This is a genomic window from Acetobacter fabarum, assembly GCF_040702925.2.
GTDB lineage: Bacteria > Pseudomonadota > Alphaproteobacteria > Acetobacterales > Acetobacteraceae > Acetobacter > Acetobacter fabarum_B.
In genome coordinates this window covers 100,731-124,773 of record NZ_JBFCXX020000005.1, presented here as the reverse complement: position 1 = coordinate 124,773, position 24,043 = coordinate 100,731, and the positions used below count along the sequence as shown (strand labels likewise).

Here is a 24,043-nt window from a genome sequence, read left to right as displayed (position 1 = left end):
TGTTGTTAGTTATTGATACCAGTCTGGCACGGTGGCGCGGCGGTCATTCCTGATGGCCTCGGCCTGTGCTTTCCGCTGCTGCTGGTAAGCGCTGCGAATGGTGGCGTATGGGTCCAGAGCATCGCGCTGGAGGGCATCCAGATCTTCCAGATGCTCGGAGCGGCCATGCACGACCCCCATCATGTTATAGGCCCAGTTGAAACTGACAAGTCCGTAACCGCGTGGCACGTAATCCCAGGGGGAAAGCCCCTGATCAATGCCGTAACCAATCCCGTCACGGAAGGAGGATGGTCCCATGGGCAGGAACAGGTAGGGCCCGGAGGAAATGCCCCAGTTGGCCATGGTCAGGCCAGCATCGTTATCGTGGTGGGGAAAGCCCGCCATTTTGGCAACGTCGATCAGCCCGCCAACGCCTGCGGTCATGTTAATGCACCAGCGCACGAACGAGTCCCCCGCGCGGCGCGGCTTGCCAGCCCCAACGTCGTTAAAGAAAACGGAGGGTTCGTTCATGGTCGTAATCATGTTGCCAAGTGAGTTGCGTACGGGCCGGGGCACGGCCCACACATAGGCTTTGGCAACCGGGCGGAGAGCCCATTTATCGAACTTCATGGTCATGTTGAACATTTTACGGTTCAACGGTTCATACGGGTCGTTCGCGGCCTTGTATTCGGCCAGAGCATCCGGGTCCGTAGGTACGGGGGCTTTAATGGAGCTACATCCGGTGGCGCCGAGCAGCACCAGACCAAGGCAGAGTGTTCCCAGACGGAAACGGCGATGTACCGAGGAACCTTCCCGCGCCTGATCGTGCTGATCCTGTGCGCGAGGGCGGAGCCATGAGCCGTTCCGTCCTGAAATCATTGCCGCCTTTACCTTTACCTTGTGACGTCCGCATGGCCTGCCGGGCAGACCTGTTTATTGCTGCCTTCTCTACCATGAGAAACGCAGGGTGCAATGGCAGGGCTTCTCTGCGTAGAGGGCAGGGGACAAAAATAGCCCTTTGCATGTTACCTTTTTGCCGGGAAGAACAGATTTTTGCAATCTCTGTTGCCATAAAGTCGCACATCCTGCTCGGGATGTGATGGGCACAGGGAATCCGGCGTTACAGTCCGCGCTCGCGTTTGATGATGTCCCATGCGGCGTTGATTCTGGATATGCGGACCGAGGCAACCTGCACCTCCTCGGGGCTGGCGTTGCGCGCGGCCATGACATCCGGATGGTACTGCCGGACGAGTTTTTTCCAGTGCGCACGCAGTTCCTCGTTGGAGAGGGAGGCACTCACCCCCATAACGGTATAGGCGTCATCTTCCCCCATGGCCGCGCGGGCCCGGCCCTGTTCAGCTCGTTCCCACGCTCCGCGCCCCAGCCCGAACAGGGCATGTACGCGTTTGAGAAAACGCAGTTCCTCCGGGGCAAGGGGTTCGTCCGCCGCCAGATCGGCGCGGGCAATGGCGAACAGGACCCCCATCAGCTCTTCCAGCGGGGGCTTGTCCGTGCCGTAAGCCTGCCCGAGTTCACGGGCAAAGGCTTCGTAATCGTCTGTTCTCTGGCGGGCCATGTCAAACAGGCGACCAATGTCGCGCATGTTCTCGTCGGGCACACGGAAGCGGGTCTTGAAGGCGTTGATCTCCCGCCGGTTAACCGGGGCATCGCACTTGGCCAGTTTGGCGCACAGAATAACGCAGGTCAGCCCGTAAAGCTGGTCTTTTTTGCCCAGTGTGGCGGCCAGCTTGGCGGCGACAAAGGCTGCTGCTCCGTTGGGGTCGGGGCGCGCGCGGGCAGCCCATCGGTCGCTCCAGCCAACAACGGGTGGTTGCAGCAATGTGCCGCTGTCCGCGGCATGGCCCAACGCCGCACCCAACGCCGCACCTAGTGGACCGCCAACGGCAAAGCCGGTTACGCCACCAAATATTTTGCCCCATATCGCCATAGGGGCCTTTTATCATGTTCTGGAACGGAACCCTAGCCTGTGCGGGGTGGGTGCCAGAGCTTGGCAGCAATGTGCCAATATTGCATTGGCTGCAAACAGTATCAGATAAGGACAAGGCATGCACACAAACACACTTCCTGAGCAGGTGCCTGCTCAGCCAGCTGTTGCCCTGATTGGCGCAGGGGCGGTCGGGCTTGTTGTGGCCGCAGCCTTTGCCCGCGCTGGGTGGGGGGTGTGGGTCTGTGGTGCGCGCAACCCGTTTGCACGCCTTTATGTGCAGGAGGCCGGGCAGGGGGCGGAATTCCCGGTCCGGCACGCCCGCAGCCCGGCCGAGCTTGGCCCGTGTACAGTGGCTGTGGTGGCGGTCAAGGCGTATCAGACAGGGGATGTGGCGGAGTGGATTGCCGCATTCAACCGGCCGGATGCGCGTATTCTGGCTGTGCAGAATGGTCTGGAGCACCGTGAGCGGATTGCCGCCTGTGCGCCTGTGGCCATGGCATTGCCAGCCATTGCCTATTTTAATGCCCAGCGGTCTGCTCCGGGGTGTTCGGTCCTGCGCCGAATCGGCCCGACTGATCTGTGCCTTCCCGCGGATGCCCCCGTTCAGGACGTGGCAGCAGCTTTGCAGGCAGGTGGGCTGAGGGTTGTGCTTGCCACGGATATGGTGAGTGCTATCTGGATCAAACTGCTGGCGAACAGTGCCGCCAACCCGCTGACTGCCCTGTGCGGCAGGCGTACGGGGGTTATGCGTGAGCCAGCCTGTGCGACCAATGCCCGGCAGATCATGGCCGAAGTGGTGCGGGTTGGGCAGGCCGAAGGGGCCGCCCTTACGGCGCACCATGTGGAGGAGGCCATGACATGGCTCCAGAGCGTGCCGCCAGAGAGTGCCACATCCATGTTGCAGGACCGGCAGGCAGGTCGTCCTCTGGAGTATGATGCCATAACCGGGGCCATTGTCCGCGCAGCAGACCGGCATGGTCTGGATGTGCCGCTTAATCGCTTTGTTCTGGGCCTGCTATCGGCCATAAAACCCATGCAGCCCTCATAGGCATGGCCTCTACCGGTAGACCATTGCAAATGTCGTTTCAAGTGAGAGCTCTCACGCAACGTAATTGCAGAGTGGTGGATGTTTTGACCAAAGTGCCGTTTGTGGGCAATCCGGTTGTCGTCGCGCTGGCCACGCAGGGCGGCTGTGCTGGACGCGCGGGCCGTATTGTTGTGCGCGTTGGCGCAGATGGCGCAGTGGACGTAGGTGGGTCGTGCGTGACCAGCGTGGAAAGCCGTCTGGCTGGCTAGCCGCGCAGGGGAGGGCATCCGTGCCTGTGTGTGGGCAATGTGTGGATTAGAGCGGCTCTTTTAGGCTCTGGCTCTGTATGTGCTGTTGCAGCCATTCCACAGCATGGACCCGCAGGGCGGAGGCAAGGGACTGGTCGGGCACACGGGTTGCGTCCACCTGTGTTACCAGCTGGGCCAGTGTGACATTCTGGTGGGCAATCATGCGTTCCAGCACGGTCCAGAAGGCGGGTTCCAGTGCGACACTTGTGTCATGCCCGGCCAGTATCAGGCTGCGTTTGCGCAAATGTCTGCTCATGCAGTGGGGCTTTCAAGCTGTGTCATGGCCCAGTCTGCGGCATCGCGCACAACCGGGTCGGGGTCTGTGGTCAGGGCACTGGCGTAGGGTAACAGGTGTGCCCTGCCGGAATTACCCATGGCAACCAGCACATTGCGGATAAAGCGGTTACGCCCGATCCGCTTGATGGGAGAGCCTGAAAAAAGGGCTCTGAACGTCGCATCGTCAAGCTGGCTCAGGCTGGCAAGGTCTGGGGCTATCAGGTCTGCTCTGGGCTGGAGTTTGATGGTACTGGCCATTTTGGCAAACCTGTTCCAAGGGCACACGGCCAGGCAGTCATCACATCCGTAAATATGGGTGCCTATCAGGGGGCGCAGGGGCAGGGGTATGGGGCCTGCGTGCTCTATGGTCAGGTAGGAAATGCACCGCCGCGCATCCATCTGGTACGGGGCGGGAAAAGCCTGTGTGGGGCAGGCATTCAGGCAGCGGGTGCAACTGCCACATCCCCCGCCGGAGGGCGGGGAGGCTGGCAGGTCAAGCGTTGTGTAGATTTCGCCCAGAAACAGCCAGCTCCCATGCTGGCGGGAGACAAGGTTGGTATGCTTGCCCTGCCACCCCAGCCCGGCCTTGTGCGCCAGAGGTTTTTCGGCCACGGGGGCTGTATCTACAAAGACCTTGACCTCCGGAGCAGCCGGGTGGGCCTGCCTGCCCTCGCGCACGACAAACTGGGCCAGATGTTTGAGCATGCCCTTGAGCACATCATGGTAATCCCGGTGGCGGGCATAGACGGAAATATTGCCACAGTCGGGGTTTTGCAAGGTGGCCAGCGCATCGCCCTCCGGGGCGTAGGACAGGCCAAGGGCAATAACCGTGCGGGCTTCGGGCCATAGGGCCGTGGGCTGGCTGCGCTGCTCCGTACGGTCGGCCAGCCAGCCCATTTCGCCATGGTATCCGTTTGCCAGAAAATCCTGTAAGCGCACGCGCGCCTCCGGCCCCAGTGTGGCCGGGCAGAAGCCAACGGCGTCAAACCCCAGTTCCAGCGCCTTGTCCCGGATGCGCGCACTCAGGCGGCTGCCCGGATGCATAGTGCTGGTCTGGGGGGCTGGGGAGGATGGTGTGGCCTCTGTCATGCGTAAAGGGCTGGCCCGGAGAGTAAGGTCAGAGGGATGCGCGCCTTAGGGAATGGGCGGAATGTGGGGGTGTGGCATGTCATCTTCCGTCCAGTCCTGTGCTGCCCATTCGCTGCGCATGCGTGCGGCTGTGGCTTCCAGATTTTTGTCCATGATCGCCTGACGGATCTGGCGCATGAGCCGCTGGTAATAGGCAATATTATGCCATGTCAGCAGCATGGGGCCCAAAATTTCGTTCGCGCGGAAGAGGTGGTGCAGATAGGCGCGGCTGTGGCGCGTACAGGCCAGACAGTCACAATGGGGGGAAATGGGGCGGGCATCCGCGGCGTGGCGGGCATTGCGGAGGTTGAGTGTGCCTCGTTCGGTGTAGGCGCGCGCGGTGCGGCCTGCCCGGGTGGGCATAACGCAGTCAAACATGTCCACCCCGCGCTGCACGCTGCCCAGCAGGTCATCTGGCGTGCCAACCCCCATAAGGTAGCGTGGCTTGTCCTGCGGCATAAGCGGGGTTGTGGTGTCCAGCGTTGCAAACATGAGTTCCTGCCCTTCGCCCACGGCAAGGCCACCAATAGCGTAGCCTTCAAACCCGATATCGGTCAGGGCTTTTACGCTTTCAGCGCGCAGGTCGCCTTCCGTGCCGCCTTGCACAATGCCAAACTGGCCATAGCCCGTGCGCTGCACATAGGCCTCGCGCGAGCGGGCGGCCCAGCGCATGGACAGACGCATGGATGCGGCAATGGCCTCGGGTGGGGCTGGCAGGGCCGGGCATTCATCAAAACACATGGTGATGGTGGCATCCAGATCATGCTGGATGCCGGTCGAACTTTCTGGTGTCAGCCGGTGTTCGGAACCATCAATATGCGAGCGGAAGGTGACGCCATCCTGGTCCAGTCGCCGCAGTGCGCCGAGCGACATGACCTGAAAGCCCCCCGAATCGGTCAGGATCGGGCCGGACCAGTCCATAAAGCGGTGCAGCCCCCCCAGTGCCCGCACTCGTGCCGCGCCGGGGCGAAGCATAAGGTGGTAGGTATTACCCAGCACAATGCCCGCACCGGTGGCGCGCACGGCGTCCATGGTCATGGCCTTGACCGTGCCCACCGTGCCTACGGGCATAAAGGTGGGTGTCGCCACGGGGCCGTGGGCTGTATGCAGCATGCCCGCGCGGGCTGCGCCATCGGTGCTTTCACACGTCCAGTGGAAACGGCTCATCGGGTGGTCCTTGCTGGGTGGAACGGGGGTGGGGGGTTAGCGGGCATGGATGCTGCCTGCGCATTCAAGCAGGCAGGCATCGCCGTAGGAATAAAAACGGTAGCCGGTGTTCAGCGCATGGGCATAAACCGCCTTTGCACGCTCCTGCCCCGCAAAGGCGCAGACCAGCATGAACAGGGTGGAGCGCGGTAGGTGGAAGTTGGTCATCAGCACATCCACCGCCCGGAAGCGGTAGCCGGGGCGGATGAAAATGGCCGTCTCCCCTGCAAAGGGGTGCACAATGCCGTGCTCGTCAGCCGCGCTTTCCAAAAGGCGCAGGGTGGTGGTGCCAATGGCGATAATGCGCCCCCCTGCCGCCCGTGTTGCGTTAATCCGCTCGGCCGTCTGGGGGGTGATGACGCCATGTTCGGAATGCATGTGGTGGTGGGCAATATCATCGGCGCGCACGGGCAGGAATGTGCCAGCCCCCACATGCAGCGTTAAGGTGCAGCGCTCGGCCCCCGTGGCGTCCACTGCGTCCAGCAGGTCTGGCGTAAAGTGCAGCCCGGCGGTGGGTGCTGCTACAGCCCCTTTGTAACGCTCAAAAATGGTGGCGTAGTCCTTGCTGTCCTGCGCTGTGGGGCCATTGGGGCGGTGGATGTAGGGCGGAAGTGCCAGAGCCCCCGCAGTTTGCAAAAACGTGTCAAACGCATCGCCCTCGCATGAAAAGCGCAGGTTGGCTCCCCCGCCGGGTTCCAGAGCCATGACCTGCGCTGTCTGGTCGGAATGGGCGAAGGTGAGCGTATCCCCTACCCTGAGCCTGCGGGCGTTGCGCACCAGAACATGCCATGTGCCATCGGGGCGGATCTGGTCGAGGGTAATGCCAATTCTGGCCTCCCCCCGCAGGGCGTGCAGCTGTGCCCGAATAACCGCGGTATTGTTGGCCACCAGCAGGTCGCCCCTGCGCAGCAGGGTGGGCAGGTCGCGCACATGGCGGTCAACCAGCGTGTGCGGGGCTGTTGCATCCAGCAGGCGTGCGGATTCACGCGGGCGGGCAGGCTCCTGCGCGATCAGGGATTCGGGGAGGTGAAAGTCAAAATCTTCAGTGCGGTTGCTCATGGTGTGCCGGGTTTACGCAATAGGGCAGCGCAATGCCAGAGGGAAAGGGAGAGCAGCCTCCATCAGGCAGGGGCTTGCGCTGATGGCTGCACAGGGCCAGATTCTACCCCACACCGCCAGAGCACTTCCACTCTGGCGCACAGGTCTGATTTAAGGAGACGTTCCAGCATGTCCTATGCTCTGCTCGATGCTGCCCGTGTGGCCAAGGCTTCCGGTGTTTCGCTTGGTGTTCTTAAAACCAGTGCTGAAACATCTGAAGCTCATGTCCGCAAGGTGATCATGATTGAACGGATTGAAGCACTGGCCAGTGCGGCCGCCGACTCTGGCGAACGCGTGACCCTGACATCCGAAGAGTTCTGGCTGATCAGCAAGAACTGGTAAGGGGAGCTTCCGGCATGGCATTTGTTCTGACAAGTCCGGCTTTTGCCAATGGGGACGTTCTGCCCCAGGCTCAGGTTTACAATGGTATGGGCCAGAGCGGGCAGAACCTCTCCCCCGCCTTGCAGTGGCATGGCGCGCCGCAGGGGACCAAAAGCTTTGTGATTACGCTCTATGACCCCGATGCCCCCACAGGCTCGGGCTGGTGGCACTGGGTTGTGGTGAATGTGCCCCCAACCGTAACATCCCTGCCTCAGGGAGCGGGCTCGGGCAAAGCTGGCCTGCCCGATGGGGCCGTGCAGGTCCGCACGGACTTTGGCGTACCCGGTTATGGCGGGGCCGCACCGCCAGCAGGGCGGGTGCACCGTTATGTGTTTACGATTTATGCGCTGGATGTGCCCACGCTGGACGTAACAGCAGATGCAAGCCCTGCTCTGGTCGGGTTTATGGTGCACCACCACCAGTTGGCTTCGGCCAGCCTGACTGCCCTATATGGTAGCAGCAGACACTAATCCCTGTGTATAGGCTGGCCCGCTTGTTGCGGGCTGGCCACTCAGGCGTTTGGCGGGGGGAGTTTTGCGGGTCTGCGGGGAGTGTGCACCGCCAGATCATGCAGGACATCCGCCTGAGAAACCAGCATCGCACTGGAGGCAATGCTTCCTGCAGGCATGACCAGAATATCCGGCCCTTCGTTCAGGAACCGGACGGATAGTTCATTCCATCGGGGCAGAATGAAGTGGCGCAGCATTTGCGCCAGCGCGCAGCGGTCCATGGCGGTATGGGCCATGCTGCGGGGTGTATAAACGGTGTTCAGGTAATCATTCATGAATGCCGCAATGGCTGGCAGGCGTTCGGGTTCGCCAAAATAGGCGGTGTCTGTGCCAATGCTCCACGGTGTGCCGCTGTGCTGGCGGCCATTCTGGTCGAACAGGGGCAGATCAAACCCGTAAGAGGCCGTGTTTTTGAGCGTGCGCAGCAATGTGGCCGTATTGGCGGGAAAATACCCGGCACAATCCCCCGTAAGCACCGGGCAGCGGAAGCGGGCCACAATGTCGGGCAGAATTAAGTAACGCAATGCGGGTTCAAGGGCTGTGTCCTGCTCGGCTGCGGGGCCATGGCCAAAGCTCAGGCGCAGGCTGGTGGCGTAGAGTTCCAGCCAGTCGGCAATGGTGCGTAAAAAAGACAGCTGCTCGGCTTTGGGGTTGGCAACGCCAATGCAAAGCTGCACAGGCCCCATGGAACGATCCTGCCGGTATGCCTGAAGCAGGGACAGGATAAGGCCGGGCAAAAGGTGGAAGTGTGCACTGTCGCATGCAAAGACCAGACACAGGGCAGGGGGCACTTCCGCCGCGCCAAACTGCCACTCCCAGCGGGAAACACCCGTGCGGTCGGGCACGGCGCGGCTGGCTAGCTGGCGGCATTCCTGCGCCCCCAGCCAGGAAAAAATACCAGTATTGTCCGGCGCTGGCATCGCTCCCTCCTGCAGAGCCAGACGGCGGGCAATGGCGTAGTGGGCATCGGCCTCGGCCATAAGCCCCGCCAGCCAGCTTGTGTGGCCCATGGCGGTTTCGGTCCACCAGCTCAGGCCGTTCAGGCGGGCTTCGGTTTCCAGCAGGCGCAGGTCTTTGGTGGTGTTGAGCCGCTGGTAGGCGTTTTCGAACAGCATGGCGTAGATCTGGCGGATGTCCGGGCCATTGCTGGCGGCCAGCCGCATGGGCACCAGCAGGGTGTCAAACCGTTCGTCAAAACCGGGCAGGTCGTGCTCGTACAGCATGTCGGGGATCAGGAGCAGCGCATCCTCACCTTGCCGCAGGCGGGTCAGGAGTGTGGGGAGTGTGTCCGAAAAATCCTGCCGGGGGTAACGTTCGCGCAGGGCAAGGGCCAGCAGGTCTGCCGCGCGGTCATGGTCGTGCAGGCGCAGGGCTATAAGGGCCTGCAACCACACCAGATCGGCGATCTGGGCAAAAGACTGCGCATAGGCGGCAAATTGCGCGCCCAGTTCCCCCTGCCCGAACTGGCAGCAGAGCTGGGCCAGACCAATACATGGCGCAATGGCCGAAGGGGTAATGCTGAGTTTAAGCACCTGTTCGCGCACGTCATCCACCGTGGCCCAGGGGCTGAGTGCATGGCGGAATGCCCCGATCTCCAGCAGGTCGGTCGCGGTGTCGATCAGGTTTTCCAGAGCGCGGGACGGACACACCCGGAGCGTGACCCGCCGGGGAGCCACATGGGTCCATAGGGTTAGTGTGTCGGCCCGGATTTCGGCCTGTAGCTGCTCTACGGGCCATGTGTGCGGGCCAAGCCGCAGTTCATGGCCGGTGCAGGTGGGTTGCCCCACAAAGGTCTGGCCATCATGCCAGGTGCTGCGCAGCAGGGTGCGGAGCAGGTCAGCACTTTCAGGGGGGATGAGCAGAAAATGCTCCCATGTGGCGCATAGGGGAACAACATCAAACTGGGTAGGGCTGCGGCTGGAAAGATACGCATTGCCAGCTCTGAGCGCGACCAGAGGGCGCATGTGGGCCGCAGTGCCCAGTGGCTGGGCGCGTACAAAGGCGCCGCCGGGGGTCAGTGTGTTGTGCTGCATGTCCAGCACAACAGGTGCGGTTGTGCGGCTTGTGCCCATTGTGGGGCAGAGCGGGTGCAGGCGCTGGCCGGTAAAGCCAACCAGAGCGCCATGAAAGGAGAGAAGATAAAACACCATGCCTACCCCGTTGCTACCAGCAGCCTGCCCGGCACCACACATGTTAAACGCTTGTTGGGAACAGTGCGCCTGTTCAGGCCACCGCATCAAGCAGGGCGGGCAGGTAGTGTTCGAGTTTAACGCGCACGGGCATAAGGTAGGCCGATCCGTTGTCCTGCCCAAGTTCGCGCAGGACAGTCTGGGCAAAAGCTATGTTGGATTCAAGTGTTGTGGAAAAATCCTTGGGGAACACAATGTGATTTGTGGTTTCCCAGTATGAGCGTGAACGCGGGCCAATAACGGGGGACAGACCCCAGAACACGTTTTCACCCTGCAACCATTCGCGGCACAGGTCGAACAGTTTGTAGTCAAAGACCGGCTGGGTGAAAAAACCACAGGCTCCGGCTTCCTTTTTGCGGGCTACGTCCTCCAGCTCCTTCCACGGTGCGCGGCGGTAGGGGTCGAACGCGGCATAAACATTCAGGTGCGGCGCTTCCTTGCGGTAGCGGCGGATAATGCTTTCCGTGCTGTTGGGGTATGTGCGCATGGACAGGTCGGCCGGAGGGTCCCCGTGCACGACCAGAATTTCTTCCAGCCCTTCCTGCTCGGCTCCGGGCAGGGGGGCGTGGGGGGCAATATCTATGGCGCGGATGTGCGGAATAACACGGGGGAAGACCGGGCGCAGAAGGGCTGCGGCATCCCAGCTGCGCAGGGGAAAGCGCATGAGGTCGGGCACATTGAGCGTATCCGCCGCGGGAAAAACCGTCTGAACGGTTTTTACGTCCTGTTCCAGAGATTCGGCGGAGCGGGGGATCAGTTCAACGCACAGGCGGTTCAGGCTCATTCGGTTTTTCCCTCGATCTGCATCTGGGCCGCGGTGAGTGTGTTTTTGAGCAGGCAGGCAATGGTCATGGGGCCAACACCCCCCGGCACGGGCGTAATACGCCCGGCAACCTTTATGGCCTCGTCAAATGCCACGTCCCCCACAAGGCGGCTTTTACCATTTGCAGTCTGTGTGCGGGTAATGCCCACGTCAATAACCGTGGCACCGGGTTTGATCCAGTCGCCCCGTACCAGCTCGCGGCAGCCGGTTGCCACAACCAGAATATCCGCCTCGCGGGCAAGGGCTGCGGTATCGCGCGTGTGAATATGGGCGATGGTGACCGTGCAGCCCTCTGCCAGCAGCAGCAGCGCCATGGGTTTTCCCACAAGGTTGGACGCGCCAATAACCACGGCGTGCTGGCCCTTCATGTCCCCCAACTGGTCGCGCAGCAGCATCAGGCAGCCCAGAGGGGTGCAGGGCACAATACCGGGCAGGTTTACGGCCAGACGGCCTGCATTGACCTCGCCCAGACCATCCACATCCTTTTCAGGCAGAATGGCGTTGGTAATGCGGCGTGCATCCAGCCCGTTGGGCAGGGGGAGCTGCACCAGAATGCCATGAATTTCGGGGTCGTTGTTCAGCCGCCCGATCAGGGTAAGCAGCTCGGTCTCGGACGTGGTTTCGGGCAGCATGTGCATAAAGGAGCGCATGCCGGCATGGTGTGTCTGGATCGCCTTGTTTTTAACATACACCTCGCTCGCCGGGTCGTTGCCAACCAGAATAACGGCCAGTCCGGGGGTTACACCGTGCTGGTCATGGAAGGCCAGAACATCCTCACGGATCTGCTGGCGCACGGTTGCGGCAAACGCCTTGCCATCAATCAGGCTGGCCTGATGTTCGGGGGGGAGGGTGTGGGATGTGCTGCTCATCAGTTCTGTGCCGGTCCGGTCGCGTAAACAGGTGGGAAAAGAGTCAGGCGGGCATACGCAAAAAAACGCCTGCCGACAATGTCTGCAACCCTTGCCCACCCGCTTTGCCAAGGGGCCGGGAAGGGCCAGAGTGCTAGGGGTTCTGGGGCGGGAGGTCCTGCCTGTAGGGGGTTAACGTGCTCAGGGCTTGTGCTTCGGCCAGCATGGCGGGGCGCTCGGCCTGCAAAAAACGGTCCACCGCATTGCGCAGGCCGGGGCTTTGCAGCCAATGGGCGGAGTGGGTGAGGGTTGGCTCGTAGCCACGCTGGATTTTGTGCTCCCCCTGCGCACCTGCCTCCACCCGTTGCAGGCCGTGGGCAATGGCAAAATCTATGGCGCGGTAATAGCAGAGTTCAAAATGCAGGAAGGGCCAGTTGCCTTCGCACCCCCAGTTGCGGCCATAGAGCGTGTGGGTGCCCATCAGGTTCAGGGCCGCGGCCACGGGGGTTGAGCCATTGCGCGCCAGCATAAGCACGACCCGCTCGCCCAGCCGTTGCGCCATAAGCGGGAAGAACTCGGCACTCAGGTAAGCGCTGCCCCATTTGCGGTCGATCGTATTGCGGTAGAACTGGTAAAACGCCTGCCAGTCCGCCTGCGTTATGCTGGTTCCTTGCAGGGTTTCAAATGTCAGTCCCGCAGCGTTGGCATCCCGCCGTTCGCGTTTGATGCTCTTGCGCTTGCGGGCGGAGAGGGTGGCCAGAAAATCATCAAACGTTGCATAGCCCCTGTTGTGCCAGTGGTATTGCAGGCCAAGGCGGGATAGCCAGCCCTGCTGGTGCAGAGCCGTACTTTCCGCTTCGGTGCAGAAGGTCACATGGGCGGAGGACAGGCCCGTATCCGCACAGATCTGGCGCAGGGCATCAGCCATAACGGCGGTGGTCTGCGGTGGGGCACCGGGGTGGAGGAGCACTCGGGGGCCGGGTACGGGGGTAAAGGGGATGGCAATCTGGAGCTTGGGGTAGTAGCGGCCCCCTGCGGCTTCAAACGCACGGGCCCAGCCCTGGTCAAAGACGTATTCGCCCCATGAATGGCCTTTAAGGTAGGCGGGGCAGACAGCGGCCAGTTGCCCATCGGGGCCATGCAGGCACACATGCCGTGGCACCCACCCACTTTGTTGGCCGGTGGAGCCGCTGTCTTCCAGTGCGCTTAAAAACGCATGACTGACAAAAGGGTTGTCCGGCCCTGCGCATTGCGCCCATTCCGCAGCGGGAATGTCGTGAATGCTGTTGTGCAGGGTAACGGACCAGTCAGCCATGAGTTTTTTCCGCTTGGTCAGGCGATCTCGAACAGGCCTTCCACTTCCACCGGAGCATCCAGCGGCAGGGAGGGTACGCCAACGGTGGAGCGGGCGTGGCGTCCGGCCTCTCCAAAGACGGCAACAGCCAGATCAGACGCCCCGTTCATGACGGAAGCATGGGCTGTAAAATCTGGTGTGCAGGCAATAAAGCCGCCCAGACGCACCACGCGCTTGACGCGGGAGAGGTCACCCACCGCGGCTTTAACCTGTGCGATCACGTTGATCATGCTGTAACGGGCGGCTTCCACCGCTGTTTCCACACTCACGGCGTCCCCCAGCTTGCCGGTGGCGAACAGCTTGCCATTGTGCAACGGCAACTGGCCTGAAACCACAAGGAGCGAGCCTGTCTGCACACAGGCGACGTAATTGGCCACGGGGGCTGCGGGTGTGGGCAGGTCAATACCCAGTTCGGCCAGACGGGATTGGGGAGTGCTCATGGCGTTGTGTTCCGTTCCTTGTAAAAAACCGGGACCTAGCAGACCAGACGCAGGTTGCGCCGTGGGCGTGTGGGTTGCGTATCATCTCCATCCGGCAGGTCCAGCGGGAGCAGCGGGTCCGGTTCGGACGTGCTGTCCTGATGGGGGCCGTCGGGCAGGCGTCTGTCCAGATAGGTGTCGGATAGGGCCCTGAATGCATAGTCCAGCATGGAAGTGGCGTAGGAGGCAACCGGGTCGCCCTCTACCGTGCCAGCCGGGCCAAAGCAGGAATAGGCAAAGTTTTCCACATAGGCTTCCAGCGGAGCGCCGTATTGCAGGCCAATGCTTACGGCATCCCCAAAGCTTTCCATCAGCCCGCGCACCATACCACTTTCACGCGTGGGGGTCAGGGACAGTTCACCCAGCGTGCCGTCTTCATACTCCCCTGTGCGCATGAACAGGCGGTGCCCGCCAATGGTGGTTTTTTGTGTAAAACCACCATGCCGTGCGGGCAGAATCCGCCGCATGCCCCGTTCGAGCCGGAGCTTGACAGGGGTGGGCAGGGTTTCGGGGCGGGCGGGCATGCGGTCCGCAAAGCCGGTAAGCGCGCGGTACATGGCCAGATGCGCCTTGGGGCCGGGCTGGGGCAGTACAGTCTCGCCCGCAAGGGCCGCGGCCAGCGCAGTTTCCACTGTAAAGCCACGTGCATCCAGCCGTTGCCGGGTGCTGCTGGCCAGCCGTCCATCAGGCCGGAGCATGGAAAAAACAGGGGCCAGACCGCACGCTTCCACACCAAGCAGGCCATCTACGGGGTTGGGGGTGGAAAACCCTGTTTCGATCGGGGCCAGAGGGGCATCGGTTTCCACTGCGGCTTCGTTCCAGACCGCGCGCAGGGTCTCGCCCAGTCCGGGCAGGACGGTGCGTACGGGGGGCAGGGGCAGGGACTCCGGGCCACGGCCCGCATGGGCGGTCAGCGTGGCCAGTGCGGTAATGGCGCAGGCGGCGGCTCGGCCATCTTCGCTATCATAATCCAGACCAACACCGGCAAGGCAGGCATCCATGTTGGTCAGCAGGATGTCCCCCGCTGTTGCGGCCTGCATGGGTGGGGTATCCGTGCCAGCGGAGGGGGTGGGTACAAACAGGTCGGGCAGCAGCAGGTCGCCATTGCGCTGGTCGGCCATGTTGCGTGCCGTCTGGCGCAGTACCGCGCAGATCAGCTTGAGTGCGGCAACAAAGGTGCGCGCGGCAAACCCTTCTCCGGGGGAGACAAAGGCCGCCAGATTGACCACAAAGCCCGCAGGGCGGTCGAACGCGCAGTGCCACACGGCTTCCACCGGGGCGGCCTGACGTGTCAGGAGCAGCCATACCAGCGAACGGGCAGAAGCCTCGTCCAGCGCAAGGGCCGTAATCCAGCGTGATGCAAGAGTAGGCAGGTCAAGCGGGCCGTCGCCCGGCATAAGCTGGGCAAGTGCGGACGCGGCATCCACATCCCACTCTGCGGGCAGCGTTACGGAGCGGAGTGGTGCGTCCGGGTCTGCTGCGGCGTCCAGTGTGCTCATCAGCACACCGTTCCAATGGCGTCTGGCTGTTGTCATGAGGGGCATGTTACCGCTGCGCATACACGCTGCGTAACCCGACAAAACACGTCCGGCACGCCGTTATCACCCTGCAAAGTGAGGATATGGGGGATAACTTTTGTCTCTCCCCGCTCGCGCGCGGTTGATCGGAGAATTTGCGATAAAACATGGACCGCGGGGTGCGCGGAGTCCTATCATCATTCCCATGGCAAATTTCGGAACATGGCTGCATACGCGCCGGAAGGGTCGGCTGTTTGGCAAGGATGCCGATGGCCGCTGTTATTACGAATCCACCGGCCCGGCCCGCAAGGGTGGGGGCACGGAGCGCCCTGAGCGCTGGGTCATCTACCTGAAAGGCGAAGATGCTTCTGCCGTGCCGCCGGAATGGTGGGGCTGGCTGCATCATACACTTGACGCCCCGATTGCCGAGGCGGAGCGCAAGCCCTGGCAGCTGCCCCATCAGGCCAACATGACGGGTACCGCACAGGCCTATCACCCGCAGGGCAGCCTGTATGCAACGGGCCAGCACCCGCCCGCAACCGGTGATTATGAGGCATGGACACCCGAGGGTGTTCCCAAGGCGTGATTTACGGCACATTCCCTGCTAGAGTGGTTTGTCTTATCAGGGAGTGTACGTAGTTCATGGCATCGGCAATGGCGGAAAGATCACGGCGCAGTCTGGCGGAGCTTCTGACTGGCGCAGCCGTGCTGGTGGCTCTGGCAGGCATGCTGGCAGCAGCGGTGGTCGGCGAAGGCCGCAAGACAGATACGGTGGGCTACCAGCTTGGGGCCGACTTCTCGCATGTGGACGGGTTGAGTGTTGGCTCGGATGTGCGGCTGGCCGGGGTAACGATTGGCACCGTGCAGAGCGAGAGCGTAAACCCGCAGACTTTCAGGGCGCATGTGGTTTTTACCGTCCGCCCGGATATTCATCTCTCGGCGGATACGGCGGCGATCATTACCAGCGACAGCCTGCTTGGTGGCAAATACATTGCCCTTTCCCCCGGTGGGGATGACAAAACCCTGCCCGCAGGTGGCACCATCAGCCAGACACAGGGTTCGATCAGTCTGGAACAGCTTCTGAGTAAATTCATTTTCTCTGTAACGGATACCCTGACCCGCGCCAACAAGAGTGCCGTAGCCGGGCAGAATGAGGGTAATGGCGCAAATCTGCCCTGAAACAGACATAAAACCGGTTTAGCAAGACGAATATGATTGAGGCGGACACAATGACGGCGCTGCGCATATGGCCGCAAGAAGACGGGCAACCCGTTACGTGCCAGGAAAAACTGCGCATGCTGGAAGAAAACTGGCAGGAAGTGCAGCAGGTTCTGGCCGACGCGTTTGAGGATGCGGTGCTCATGGGGGTCAGTGAGCAGGTTATGCGTGAGCGTCTGGCAGAGCTTGTTACCTCTCTTTCCTCTCCCAAGGTGATGGGAGCATGATGTTGCTACTCCGGGGGCGGTGTGCCCGTATGCTGGCCGCGGGTCTGCTTGGGCTGGCTGGTTATGGCGGTGTGGCCTGTGCCACAGGTACGCCATTGGCTCCCCCAGCCGTATACCCGGCTGGTACATGGCAGGGGAAGGGCACAGCCGTTGTGCGCGTTCTGGACCGGCTGGACGCCCATGTGGAGGTCTTGTCCGTGCCGGTTGGGGGCGAGGCGATACATTACAAAAATCTGGATATTCTGGCCCGCCGCTGCCTCCAGCGCCCGCCAACCCGGGCACCCGATGCCGCCGCATGGCTGGAAATACAGGACACACATCCCGGCGGGGCCTCTTTTAAAGGCTGGATGCTGGCCGCCGAACCGGGGATCGGGGTGCTGGAAAGTTCGGTGTATGATGTGCGGATGGTCAAATGTGCAGGGGATGACATGGCGCCGTTCCTTCCTGCCCTGCCCAAGCCTATTGTCCCCTCTCCTTTGCCAGAGGCGGCTCCGGTTGATGGTGGCGCAGGTACGGGCCAGAATACGCAGACCCTGCCTGCCCAGCCAGTTCCGCCGGGTCTTGTAGCACCTCCTGTGGCACCCCCTGTTGCTCCGCGTCCGGCTACGCCGAATAACGCCAATCCGTTCCAGCCGGATAGTGATGGAGCATATTAAGGCGGCGGACAAAAACCATATTCATTGCGTAGCGCAACACACGGCATGCGGGTTTTGCCCAGCGCTGCGAACAGACAATAAAGAGGTGCGTTGTGTTTGGTTCCTCCTTTGCGCAGGATAGCCGTTTTAAAATTCCCCCTTTGAGCCAGACCGCTTTTTTGCTGGATTTTGATGGTACACTGGTGGACATAGCCCCAACGCCCGAATCTGTGGTGGTGCCTCCCGATCTGCTGGAAACCTTAACCCGCCTGCGGGCGGCCTGTGGGGATGCGCTGGCCGTTATTTCTGGCCGTCCGATTGACCAGATCGACCAGTTTCTGGGCGATGTTCCGTTTGCGGTCGCGGGCGAACATGGTGTGACCATCCGCCACCGCCCCGGTGGTCCTGTTGAACGCGCTGTACTGCCAGGCATGCCGCAGCGCTGGCTTGTACAGGCCTCCGATCTGCTGGCGACCCTGCCGGGCACACGGCTGGAGCATAAGCAGGGTGGCTTTGTGCTGCATTACCGCGCCGCCCCCGAAAAAGCCGAAGTATTGCGCCAGACAGCCGAGCGCTGGGTCAGGGAATCTGATGGAGCCTTTACGCTTCAACCCGCAAAAATGGCATGGGAAATCCGCCCGACCGGGGTGGATAAAGGCTATGCTGTCTCGCTGCTGATGGAAACTGCACCCTTTGCCGGGCGTAAACCTGTTTTTGTGGGGGACGACGTAACGGATGAGGACGGTATGGCCGCAGTCCACCGTATGGGCGGGACCTTCTTCCGTATTCCTGCGGATTTTCCAACACCGGCGGTACTCAGGGCCTGGCTGGCGTCCCTTGTCGCGGGACGGGGGTGAGGCATGCAGAGGCTGGTCATTGTTTCCAACAGGGTACCAGCAGTACGTGACCGCAAACAGCCAGCGGGTGGTCTGGCTGTGGCACTCAGGGCTGCTGTTCAGGACCATCCCTGCCTGTGGTTTGGGTGGTCCGGCCAGCAGATAGGCGGAGACGGTGCGGACAGGGCACTTGGCGTGGATACGGTGGGCCACGTAACCTATGCCACCATAGGGTTGACCCATAAGGAATATAACGGGTTTTATCAGGGATATTCCAACGCTGTCCTGTGGCCTTTGTGCCATTACCGGGCCGGGTTTATGAACTATAATCGGCATGACCAGCAGGTTTATGCCAGTGTGAACACCCTGTTCGCCAGCAGACTGGCCCCCATGCTTAAATCCGACGACATGGTCTGGGTGCATGATTACCACCTGTTCCCGCTTGGCAAGGCCCTGCGTGATGTAAAAGTCAAAGCGCGGATCGGCTTTTTTCTGCATATTCCCTTCCCGCCGTGGAGCCTGATGCGCGCCCTGCCGGAAGCCCCGGCCCTTATGCGCGACTTACGGGCTTATGATGTGATTGGCGTGCAGACCGAGGATGATGCACGGAATATGAATGAGGCTTTCGCGGTTCTGGGGATTCCCGCCAAAGCCCGCGTTTTTCCCATAGGTATTGATCCGGACAGTTTTTCCGCCTGTGCGTGTGAAGGGCAGAATCTGCCACAGGTGCAGCGCCTGCGTCAGGACCTGCGTGGTCTGCCGCTGATTGTTGGCGTGGACCGCATGGACTACTCCAAAGGTCTGCTGGAGCGGCTGCGCGGGTATGATACGTTTCTCAAGCGCTATCCTGAATACAGGGGCAAAGTCACGTATCTTCAGATCACGCCGGTTTCACGCGGGAGTGTGCCTGAATACCAGAGCCTGCGGACCGCACTGGACCAGATTGTGGGGCATATTAACGGCACCTATGGTGCATACGACTGGACCCCCGTGCGCTATTTGACCCACCCGCTCCCGCGTGAACTGCTGGCCGCCTTTTTCCAGCTCTCCAGTGCAGCACTTGTAACCCCTCTGCGCGACGGGATGAACCTTGTGGCCAAGGAATATGTGGCTGCCCAGACCCCGGATGATCCCGGCACGCTCATTTTGTCCTGTTTTGCCGGGGCTGCGGCGGATATGGAGGATGCCCTGCTGGTCAACCCGCATGATTCGGATGAAATCGCGGCCGCCCTGCACAAGGCGTTAAGTCTCTCCGCTTCCGAGCGGCGGGTGCGCTGGGAGCGTCTGCGGGCGGAAGTATGGCGGGTGACGGCGGCAGGCTGGGCACGGTCGTTTATTGCGGCGATGTCAGAGGTAAGAACGACATGAAAAAAAACATGCGGCTGAGTACGGTTGCGTTTTTTGTGATTCTGGCTGGTTTCGCCGCACTTGGCGTGGCCTGGTGGACGCAGCACAGGCTTGGAATCATGCCGTGTGAGCTGTGTCAGTGGGAACGCTGGCCCTGGCGGGTGCTGATTGTGCTGGGGGTTGTGGCCCCGTTGCTGCCAACCCGCATGGGGCGTGGTGCCTTGTGGTTATGTGCGCCAGTCCTGCTTGTGGCGGAAGGGCTTGCAATCTGTCATGCGGGAGTTGAGTGGCGGTGGTGGCCAAGTCCATTCCCTGCCTGCCATGCAGCTCATGTTGTGGGGCATACACTGGCTGAACGCTGGGCCTCCATGCCGCTGGTGCCATCCAAACCGTGCGATGCTCCTACATATCTGATCCCCGGCCTGCCTGTTTCCATGGCGGTTATGGGGGCTGTGTTTGCACTGCTTGTGCTTGCCGGGTTGTGTGTGGGCATGGGACGCATTAAAAAAAGCAACTGGATTTAAGGTTTTTTCAGGTTTTTCCTGAATATTTTCCGCATGATCCATGCGTTATTGAAAAGCCCTGCATTCAAAAGTGGATGTCTGGTTCTGGCGTATGCAGCGCGCGTTGTTCTGGATTCCGGTTTTTCAGGAAGGTGTCTGTGCCTGCATGATGGTTTGGGCAAGTGTGTGCAGGCGCGCGCTGGCTTTTGGTCCAAGCCGGGCGATTTCCTCATAACTGAACCACCGCACCTCCCGCGCATCATCCCCCGCAATGGGGGTAGCCAGGGCAGGTTGTGGCTCGGTGCAGAGCACGGCAAGAATAAGGTAGTGAAAGACAAGCGCGCCATCGGGCGCGTAATGCATGCTATCAAAGACATCCACCAAAGATGTTGCATGTGCCTGTAAGGACGTTTCTTCCAGAAGTTCCCGTTCCGCAGCGTGGAAAAAGGTTTCTCCCCCCTCTACCTTGCCACCGGGAAAGCCCCATAAGCCCGCATCGGGAGCATTGGCGCGCCGGACAAGCAGAAAATTGCAGCCACGGCGTACAATGGCCAGCACACCAGCACGGGGAAACACAGGGACGGGGGCAGCATTCATGGCTCTGTAGTCTATGAGGGTGTGCATGCAGGTCAACCCATCTTTGCTGTAAAACACTGCATCTCTATTCCGATAGGGTGTTTAATGGGGAAAGTGTGGCAATGGTGCCGTAACTGGCCTGTTGGTGCAGAACATAGTCAAGGAGAGTAAACGTGACGGCGGAATTTATAAAAATTGAAGGTATTCCCAAACCGGCCTCGCGTATTGCCCTGGGTACATGGGCCATGGGTGGCTTCATGTGGGGTGGCCCTGATGATGCCAATGCCGCAAAAACAATAGATAAGGCACTCGATGTTGGCATAAACCTGATTGATACGGCACCGGTCTACGGGTTTGGTCATTCGGAGGAAATTCTGGGCAAGGCGCTGGAAGGGCGGCGTGACCGGGTGGTGCTGGCGACCAAGGTGGGCTTGGACTGGCAGGATGGCCACGTATTCCGTGATAGCAGAAAAGCACGGATTGAAGTGGAACTGGACGCATCGCTCAAGCGGTTGCGCACGGACCATATCGACCTTTATCAGGTGCATTGGCCAGACCCTAGAACCCCGTTTGAGGAAACCGCGCGCGCACTGGAAAAAAGCGTGCAGAGCGGTAAGGTTCGCGCCCTCGGGTTAAGTAATTTCTCCCCCGAACAGATGGATGAATTTCGGAAGTTCGCACCGGTTGCGGCCATTCAGCCCCCCTATAATCTGTTTGAGAGGGAGATTGAAAAAGACATTCTTCCTTATGCCGTAAGCAATAATCTGGTTGTTCTGGCCTATGGTCCGCTCTGCCGGGGACTTTTGTCTGGTAAAATGACAGCAGACCACGTGTTTACGGGGGATGATCTGCGCAAGGTGGACCCCAAGTTCCAGCAGCCCCGCTTTGCCCAGTATCTGAAGGCGGTGGAAGGGCTTAAAACCATTGCCGAGCAGCATGGCAAAAGTCTGCTCGCTCTGGCTATTCGCTGGGTTCTGGACCGGGGCCCAACCATTGCCCTGTGGGGAGCCAGAAAGCCCGAGCAGATTACCGGCGTGCAGGACGCCTTTGGCTGGACACTCAGTAAAGATGATATGGCCGCCATTGATGCCATTCTGGACAACGCCATTACCGACCCTGTGGGGCCGGAATTTATGGCGCCACCTGCCCGGGCATAAAACCGGGCCTGTGTCCCTGCCTATGGTGGGGGCACAGGTGCTGCTCTGGCGCAAATGCCGGGAAGGACATCCTCCATACCCTTCCTGCATGCGGGATTGTGTAATTGTGCCGTATCGTCACCGCTGCTCTCTTGCATAGGGGAGCGGAGTTGCCCATCTTGTGGGCATGGGTGCTTCATCTTCTTCCGCCGCGCCGCCCGCGCGTGGCAAAAAACGGGCTTCTCTGAGCGAGCGGGCAGCAAGCCTGCCGCCTGTTACTTTTGTGCCGGAGCAGCAGGCAGCCCGCCCGCGTTTGCGCCGGATGGAGGTTGTCTCCGAATACGAACCGGCAGGGGACCAGCCGCAGGCGATCAAGGAGCTGGTCGCGGGGGTGGAAGGGCAGGAGCGCGATCAGGTTCTGCTCGGGGTTACCGGTTCGGGCAAAACCTTCAGCATGGCCAAGGTGATCGAGGCCACCCAGAAGCCCACCCTCATTCTTGCACCCAACAAAACACTGGCCGCGCAGCTTTATGGGGAAATGAAGCAGTTCTTTCCCAATAATGCCGTGGAGTATTTTGTCAGCTATTACGATTACTATCAGCCCGAAGCCTACGTGCCGCGTTCTGATACGTACATTGAAAAAGACAGCCAGATTAACGAACAGATTGATCGCATGCGGCATGCCGCCACACAGGCGCTGCTTGAGCGGAATGATGTGATTATTGTTGCCTCTGTCTCGTGCATTTACGGTATTGGCTCGGTCGAGACTTACTCCCGCATGGTGGTCAAGCTGGAACTGGGGGGCGAGATTGACCGCGACAAGCTGATCAAAAGTCTGGTGGAACTGCAGTACCGCCGGAATGATGCAGCCTTTGCACGCGGGGCGTTCCGTGTGCGGGGGGAAAGTGTGGATATTTTCCCTGTCCAGAATGAAGACAGGGCTTGGCGCGTCTCTCTTTTTGGCGATGAGGTGGACGGCATCATCGAGTTTGATCCGCTTACAGGTGATAAAACGGCTGATTTGCAGGAAATCACCATTTACGCCAACAGCCATTATGTTACGCCCCGCCCCACGCTTAACCAGGCCATAAAAGGCATAAAGCACGAACTGCGTACCCGGCTGGATGAGTTTACCCATGCAGGTAAACTGCTGGAGGCCGAAAGACTGGACCAGCGCACCACGTTTGATCTGGAAATGCTGGAAACAACAGGTGTGTGCAAGGGGATTGAGAATTACTCACGCTACCTCTCCGGGCGCAAACCGGGTGATCCCCCGCCAACCCTGTTTGAATACCTGCCAGAAGATGCGTTGCTGATTGTGGATGAAAGCCACGTGACCGTGCCCCAGATTGGCGGCATGGAGCGGGGGGACTTTGCCCGTAAATCCATTCTGTCGGAGTTCGGGTTTCGGCTTCCGTCCTGTCTGGATAACCGGCCGCTTAATTTCGCGGAGTGGGACAGGTTTCGCCCCCAGACCATTTTTGTCAGCGCCACACCCGGCCCGTGGGAAATGGAGCGTACGGGCGGTGTATTTGTAGAGCAGGTTATTCGCCCCACGGGCCTGATCGATCCTGTAACGGTCATCCGCCCGGTGGAACATCAGGTGGATGATCTGCTGGCTGAATGTCGCGAGACCATAGCCAAGGGTAGCCGCGTGCTGGTAACCACCCTGACCAAACGCATGGCCGAAGACCTGACTGATTACATGAACGAAGCCGGTATTCGGGTCCGTTACCTCCATTCCGATGTGGATACGCTGGAGCGGATCGAAATTATCCGTGACCTGCGTATGGGTGCGTTTGATGTGCTGATCGGCATTAACCTGCTGCGCGAAGGGCTGGATATTCCCGAATGTGCGCTCGTGGCCATTCTGGATGCGGATAAGGAAGGCTTTTTGCGCTCGCGCACATCGCTCATCCAGACCATAGGCCGCGCTGCGCGTAACGTGGACGGACGCGTGCTGCTATATGCCGATAAAATGACCGACTCCCTGACGTATGCGGTGGAGGAAACCGCGCGCCGCAGGGAAAAGCAGATGGCCTGGAACACAGAGCACGGCATTACACCCCAGAGTGTGCGCAAGCATATTGGTGATATTGTAGGCTCCGTGTTCGAGCAGGATTACGTGACCATCGCTCCTGATAAAGAAACCGGGGTGGCCGAGTTTGTGGGGCAGGACCTGAGTGCGACCATTGCCGGGCTGGAAAAGCGGATGCGCGATGCCGCGGCCGAACTGGAGTTTGAAACGGCAGGCCGCCTGCGTGATGAAATCAAAAGGCTGGAAGCCCTGCAACTCGGGCTGGACGTGCCTCCTGCCTCCCCGGCTGCCAAAGCCGGGATGGGGCGCAAGGGGGCAGGTAAAGAGCCGGTCCCGCGTCCCCTGGGGCCGGGTGGCGGGGGGTATGAGCCAAAACCCGGAAAGGGCCGCAGTAAACGACGCTCGTAACCGCTGGCTCTTGTTTATGCCGCGCAACCCTTCTACCGTTTCGGCGGTT

At 60.7% G+C, this 24,043-nt stretch carries 26 protein-coding genes; 13 read left to right on the top strand and 13 right to left on the bottom strand.

All coding sequences use genetic code 11. The features are described from left to right. Positions 1–9: 9 nt before the first annotated feature. Positions 10–858, bottom strand: a complete 849-nt coding sequence (locus tag AB2L51_RS06030; RefSeq protein WP_395581714.1) for an MlaA family lipoprotein — start codon at positions 856–858, stop codon at positions 10–12. Between the two features lie 241 nt (positions 859–1,099). Further along, positions 1,100–1,927, bottom strand: a complete 828-nt coding sequence (locus AB2L51_RS06025; RefSeq protein ID WP_395581713.1) for a TerB family tellurite resistance protein — start codon at positions 1,925–1,927, stop codon at positions 1,100–1,102. Positions 1,928–2,045: 118 nt separating this feature from the next. Between AB2L51_RS06025 and AB2L51_RS06020 the strand changes: the two genes are divergently transcribed. Together AB2L51_RS06020 and AB2L51_RS06015 are read left to right on the top strand one after the other, a co-directional pair. After that, positions 2,046–2,975, top strand: coding sequence for a ketopantoate reductase family protein (locus AB2L51_RS06020; protein ID WP_395581712.1), 930 nt, complete (start codon positions 2,046–2,048; stop codon positions 2,973–2,975). A gap of 83 nt (positions 2,976–3,058) precedes the next feature. Then, positions 3,059–3,223: a hypothetical protein gene (locus AB2L51_RS06015; RefSeq protein ID WP_395581711.1), complete on the top strand. Its 165-nt coding sequence runs from the start codon at positions 3,059–3,061 to the stop codon at positions 3,221–3,223. A gap of 46 nt (positions 3,224–3,269) precedes the next feature. Here AB2L51_RS06015 and AB2L51_RS06010 read toward each other — a convergent pair whose 3' ends face one another. The 4 genes from AB2L51_RS06010 to queA form a co-directional block, all read right to left on the bottom strand. Next, positions 3,270–3,518 carry a ribbon-helix-helix domain-containing protein gene (locus AB2L51_RS06010; protein WP_395581710.1) on the bottom strand — a complete coding sequence of 83 codons (249 nt, stop codon included), beginning with the start codon at positions 3,516–3,518 and terminating at the stop codon, positions 3,270–3,272. Continuing rightward, positions 3,515–4,582, bottom strand: a complete 1,068-nt coding sequence (queG, locus tag AB2L51_RS06005) for a tRNA epoxyqueuosine(34) reductase QueG (protein WP_395581763.1) — start codon at positions 4,580–4,582, stop codon at positions 3,515–3,517. Before queG ends, AB2L51_RS06010 begins: the two co-directional genes overlap by 4 nt. Positions 4,583–4,672: 90 nt before the next feature. Beyond that, a complete protein-coding gene (tgt, locus tag AB2L51_RS06000) occupies positions 4,673–5,833 on the bottom strand; it encodes a tRNA guanosine(34) transglycosylase Tgt (RefSeq protein ID WP_395581709.1) in 1,161 nt (386 codons plus the stop codon). A 36-nt stretch (positions 5,834–5,869) separates the two neighbouring features. Further along, complete coding sequence (queA, locus tag AB2L51_RS05995; protein ID WP_395581708.1) at positions 5,870–6,931, bottom strand: tRNA preQ1(34) S-adenosylmethionine ribosyltransferase-isomerase QueA; 1,062 nt, start codon at positions 6,929–6,931, stop codon at positions 5,870–5,872. 168 nt (positions 6,932–7,099) lie between these two features. On the opposite strand from queA, the gene AB2L51_RS05990 reads away from it, so the two are divergent. Next, positions 7,100–7,312: a hypothetical protein gene (locus tag AB2L51_RS05990; protein ID WP_166114546.1), complete on the top strand. Its 213-nt coding sequence runs from the start codon at positions 7,100–7,102 to the stop codon at positions 7,310–7,312. A 14-nt stretch (positions 7,313–7,326) separates the two neighbouring features. Continuing rightward, a complete protein-coding gene (locus AB2L51_RS05985) occupies positions 7,327–7,821 on the top strand; it encodes a kinase inhibitor (protein ID WP_395581707.1) in 495 nt (164 codons plus the stop codon). A gap of 41 nt (positions 7,822–7,862) precedes the next feature. Here AB2L51_RS05985 and AB2L51_RS05980 read toward each other — a convergent pair whose 3' ends face one another. The 6 genes from AB2L51_RS05980 to AB2L51_RS05955 form a co-directional block, all read right to left on the bottom strand. Then, positions 7,863–10,010 carry a hypothetical protein gene (locus AB2L51_RS05980; RefSeq protein ID WP_395581706.1) on the bottom strand — a complete coding sequence of 716 codons (2,148 nt, stop codon included), beginning with the start codon at positions 10,008–10,010 and terminating at the stop codon, positions 7,863–7,865. Positions 10,011–10,083: 73 nt separating this feature from the next. Next, positions 10,084–10,833, bottom strand: a complete 750-nt coding sequence (locus AB2L51_RS05975) for a methylenetetrahydrofolate reductase (protein ID WP_395581705.1) — start codon at positions 10,831–10,833, stop codon at positions 10,084–10,086. After that, positions 10,830–11,741: a bifunctional methylenetetrahydrofolate dehydrogenase/methenyltetrahydrofolate cyclohydrolase FolD gene (folD, locus tag AB2L51_RS05970; RefSeq protein WP_395581704.1), complete on the bottom strand. Its 912-nt coding sequence runs from the start codon at positions 11,739–11,741 to the stop codon at positions 10,830–10,832. Before folD ends, AB2L51_RS05975 begins: the two co-directional genes overlap by 4 nt. A 133-nt stretch (positions 11,742–11,874) precedes the next feature. Next, entirely contained in the window at positions 11,875–13,035 is a 1,161-nt protein-coding gene (locus tag AB2L51_RS05965) for a GNAT family N-acetyltransferase (RefSeq protein WP_395581703.1), read from the bottom strand. A gap of 17 nt (positions 13,036–13,052) precedes the next feature. Continuing rightward, positions 13,053–13,514: a RidA family protein gene (locus AB2L51_RS05960; protein ID WP_395581702.1), complete on the bottom strand. Its 462-nt coding sequence runs from the start codon at positions 13,512–13,514 to the stop codon at positions 13,053–13,055. A 35-nt stretch (positions 13,515–13,549) separates the two neighbouring features. Then, positions 13,550–15,097 (bottom strand): TSCPD domain-containing protein, encoded by a 1,548-nt coding sequence (locus AB2L51_RS05955; protein WP_395581762.1) that lies wholly within the window; start codon positions 15,095–15,097, stop codon positions 13,550–13,552. 178 nt (positions 15,098–15,275) lie between these two features. On the opposite strand from AB2L51_RS05955, the gene AB2L51_RS05950 reads away from it, so the two are divergent. The 7 genes from AB2L51_RS05950 (at position 15,276) to AB2L51_RS05920 (ending at position 19,857) form a co-directional block, all read left to right on the top strand. Next, complete coding sequence (locus AB2L51_RS05950) at positions 15,276–15,656, top strand: NADH:ubiquinone oxidoreductase subunit NDUFA12 (RefSeq protein WP_166114527.1); 381 nt, start codon at positions 15,276–15,278, stop codon at positions 15,654–15,656. Positions 15,657–15,712: 56 nt separating this feature from the next. Beyond that, positions 15,713–16,249 carry an outer membrane lipid asymmetry maintenance protein MlaD gene (mlaD, locus tag AB2L51_RS05945; protein ID WP_166114524.1) on the top strand — a complete coding sequence of 179 codons (537 nt, stop codon included), beginning with the start codon at positions 15,713–15,715 and terminating at the stop codon, positions 16,247–16,249. 32 nt (positions 16,250–16,281) lie between these two features. After that, on the top strand, positions 16,282–16,515 hold the full coding sequence (locus AB2L51_RS05940) for a hypothetical protein (RefSeq protein ID WP_395581701.1): 234 nt from the start codon (positions 16,282–16,284) through the stop codon (positions 16,513–16,515). After that, the gene (locus AB2L51_RS05935) at positions 16,512–17,171 is read left to right on the top strand and encodes a DUF2155 domain-containing protein (RefSeq protein WP_395581700.1); all 660 of its coding nucleotides are present in this window, start codon (positions 16,512–16,514) and stop codon (positions 17,169–17,171) included. The genes AB2L51_RS05940 and AB2L51_RS05935 overlap by 4 nt, the downstream gene beginning before the upstream one ends. Before the next feature lie 92 nt (positions 17,172–17,263). Continuing rightward, positions 17,264–18,007, top strand: a complete 744-nt coding sequence (gene otsB / locus AB2L51_RS05930; RefSeq protein ID WP_395581699.1) for a trehalose-phosphatase — start codon at positions 17,264–17,266, stop codon at positions 18,005–18,007. 3 nt (positions 18,008–18,010) lie between these two features. Then, a complete protein-coding gene (locus tag AB2L51_RS05925; RefSeq protein WP_395581698.1) occupies positions 18,011–19,354 on the top strand; it encodes an alpha,alpha-trehalose-phosphate synthase (UDP-forming) in 1,344 nt (447 codons plus the stop codon). Then, a complete protein-coding gene (locus tag AB2L51_RS05920; protein ID WP_395581697.1) occupies positions 19,351–19,857 on the top strand; it encodes a disulfide bond formation protein B in 507 nt (168 codons plus the stop codon). The genes AB2L51_RS05925 and AB2L51_RS05920 overlap by 4 nt, the downstream gene beginning before the upstream one ends. A 123-nt stretch (positions 19,858–19,980) precedes the next feature. On the opposite strand, the gene AB2L51_RS05915 is transcribed toward AB2L51_RS05920, so the two are convergent. Continuing rightward, positions 19,981–20,460 (bottom strand): NUDIX hydrolase, encoded by a 480-nt coding sequence (locus AB2L51_RS05915; protein ID WP_408874555.1) that lies wholly within the window; start codon positions 20,458–20,460, stop codon positions 19,981–19,983. Between the two features lie 125 nt (positions 20,461–20,585). Between AB2L51_RS05915 and AB2L51_RS05910 the strand changes: the two genes are divergently transcribed. Then, entirely contained in the window at positions 20,586–21,569 is a 984-nt protein-coding gene (locus tag AB2L51_RS05910) for an aldo/keto reductase (RefSeq protein WP_395581696.1), read from the top strand. Between the two features lie 166 nt (positions 21,570–21,735). Then, positions 21,736–23,994 carry an excinuclease ABC subunit UvrB gene (gene uvrB, locus AB2L51_RS05905; RefSeq protein ID WP_395581695.1) on the top strand — a complete coding sequence of 753 codons (2,259 nt, stop codon included), beginning with the start codon at positions 21,736–21,738 and terminating at the stop codon, positions 23,992–23,994. Positions 23,995–24,043 lie beyond the last annotated feature (49 nt).

Coding starts and splice junctions, on each gene's coding strand:
- AB2L51_RS06025 (WP_395581713.1), bottom strand. CDS start 1,927: ATGGCGATATGGGGCAAAATATTTGGTGGCGTAACCGGCTTTGCCGTT.
- AB2L51_RS05980 (WP_395581706.1), bottom strand. CDS start 10,010: ATGGTGTTTTATCTTCTCTCCTTTCATGGCGCTCTGGTTGGCTTTACC.
- AB2L51_RS05920 (WP_395581697.1), top strand. CDS start 19,351: ATGAAAAAAAACATGCGGCTGAGTACGGTTGCGTTTTTTGTGATTCTG.
- queA (WP_395581708.1), bottom strand. CDS start 6,931: ATGAGCAACCGCACTGAAGATTTTGACTTTCACCTCCCCGAATCCCTG.
- AB2L51_RS05960 (WP_395581702.1), bottom strand. CDS start 13,514: ATGAGCACTCCCCAATCCCGTCTGGCCGAACTGGGTATTGACCTGCCC.
- uvrB (WP_395581695.1), top strand. CDS start 21,736: ATGGGTGCTTCATCTTCTTCCGCCGCGCCGCCCGCGCGTGGCAAAAAA.
- AB2L51_RS05990 (WP_166114546.1), top strand. CDS start 7,100: ATGTCCTATGCTCTGCTCGATGCTGCCCGTGTGGCCAAGGCTTCCGGT.
- AB2L51_RS05915 (WP_408874555.1), bottom strand. CDS start 20,460: ATGCACACCCTCATAGACTACAGAGCCATGAATGCTGCCCCCGTCCCT.
- queG (WP_395581763.1), bottom strand. CDS start 4,582: ATGCATCCGGGCAGCCGCCTGAGTGCGCGCATCCGGGACAAGGCGCTG.
- AB2L51_RS05935 (WP_395581700.1), top strand. CDS start 16,512: ATGATGTTGCTACTCCGGGGGCGGTGTGCCCGTATGCTGGCCGCGGGT.
- AB2L51_RS05965 (WP_395581703.1), bottom strand. CDS start 13,035: ATGGCTGACTGGTCCGTTACCCTGCACAACAGCATTCACGACATTCCC.
- AB2L51_RS05975 (WP_395581705.1), bottom strand. CDS start 10,833: ATGAGCCTGAACCGCCTGTGCGTTGAACTGATCCCCCGCTCCGCCGAA.
- AB2L51_RS05955 (WP_395581762.1), bottom strand. CDS start 15,097: ATGCCCCTCATGACAACAGCCAGACGCCATTGGAACGGTGTGCTGATG.
- AB2L51_RS05985 (WP_395581707.1), top strand. CDS start 7,327: ATGGCATTTGTTCTGACAAGTCCGGCTTTTGCCAATGGGGACGTTCTG.
- mlaD (WP_166114524.1), top strand. CDS start 15,713: ATGGCATCGGCAATGGCGGAAAGATCACGGCGCAGTCTGGCGGAGCTT.
- AB2L51_RS05925 (WP_395581698.1), top strand. CDS start 18,011: ATGCAGAGGCTGGTCATTGTTTCCAACAGGGTACCAGCAGTACGTGAC.
- folD (WP_395581704.1), bottom strand. CDS start 11,741: ATGAGCAGCACATCCCACACCCTCCCCCCCGAACATCAGGCCAGCCTG.
- AB2L51_RS06020 (WP_395581712.1), top strand. CDS start 2,046: ATGCACACAAACACACTTCCTGAGCAGGTGCCTGCTCAGCCAGCTGTT.
- AB2L51_RS06010 (WP_395581710.1), bottom strand. CDS start 3,518: ATGAGCAGACATTTGCGCAAACGCAGCCTGATACTGGCCGGGCATGAC.
- tgt (WP_395581709.1), bottom strand. CDS start 5,833: ATGAGCCGTTTCCACTGGACGTGTGAAAGCACCGATGGCGCAGCCCGC.
- AB2L51_RS05950 (WP_166114527.1), top strand. CDS start 15,276: ATGGCAAATTTCGGAACATGGCTGCATACGCGCCGGAAGGGTCGGCTG.
- AB2L51_RS05940 (WP_395581701.1), top strand. CDS start 16,282: ATGATTGAGGCGGACACAATGACGGCGCTGCGCATATGGCCGCAAGAA.
- AB2L51_RS06030 (WP_395581714.1), bottom strand. CDS start 858: ATGATTTCAGGACGGAACGGCTCATGGCTCCGCCCTCGCGCACAGGAT.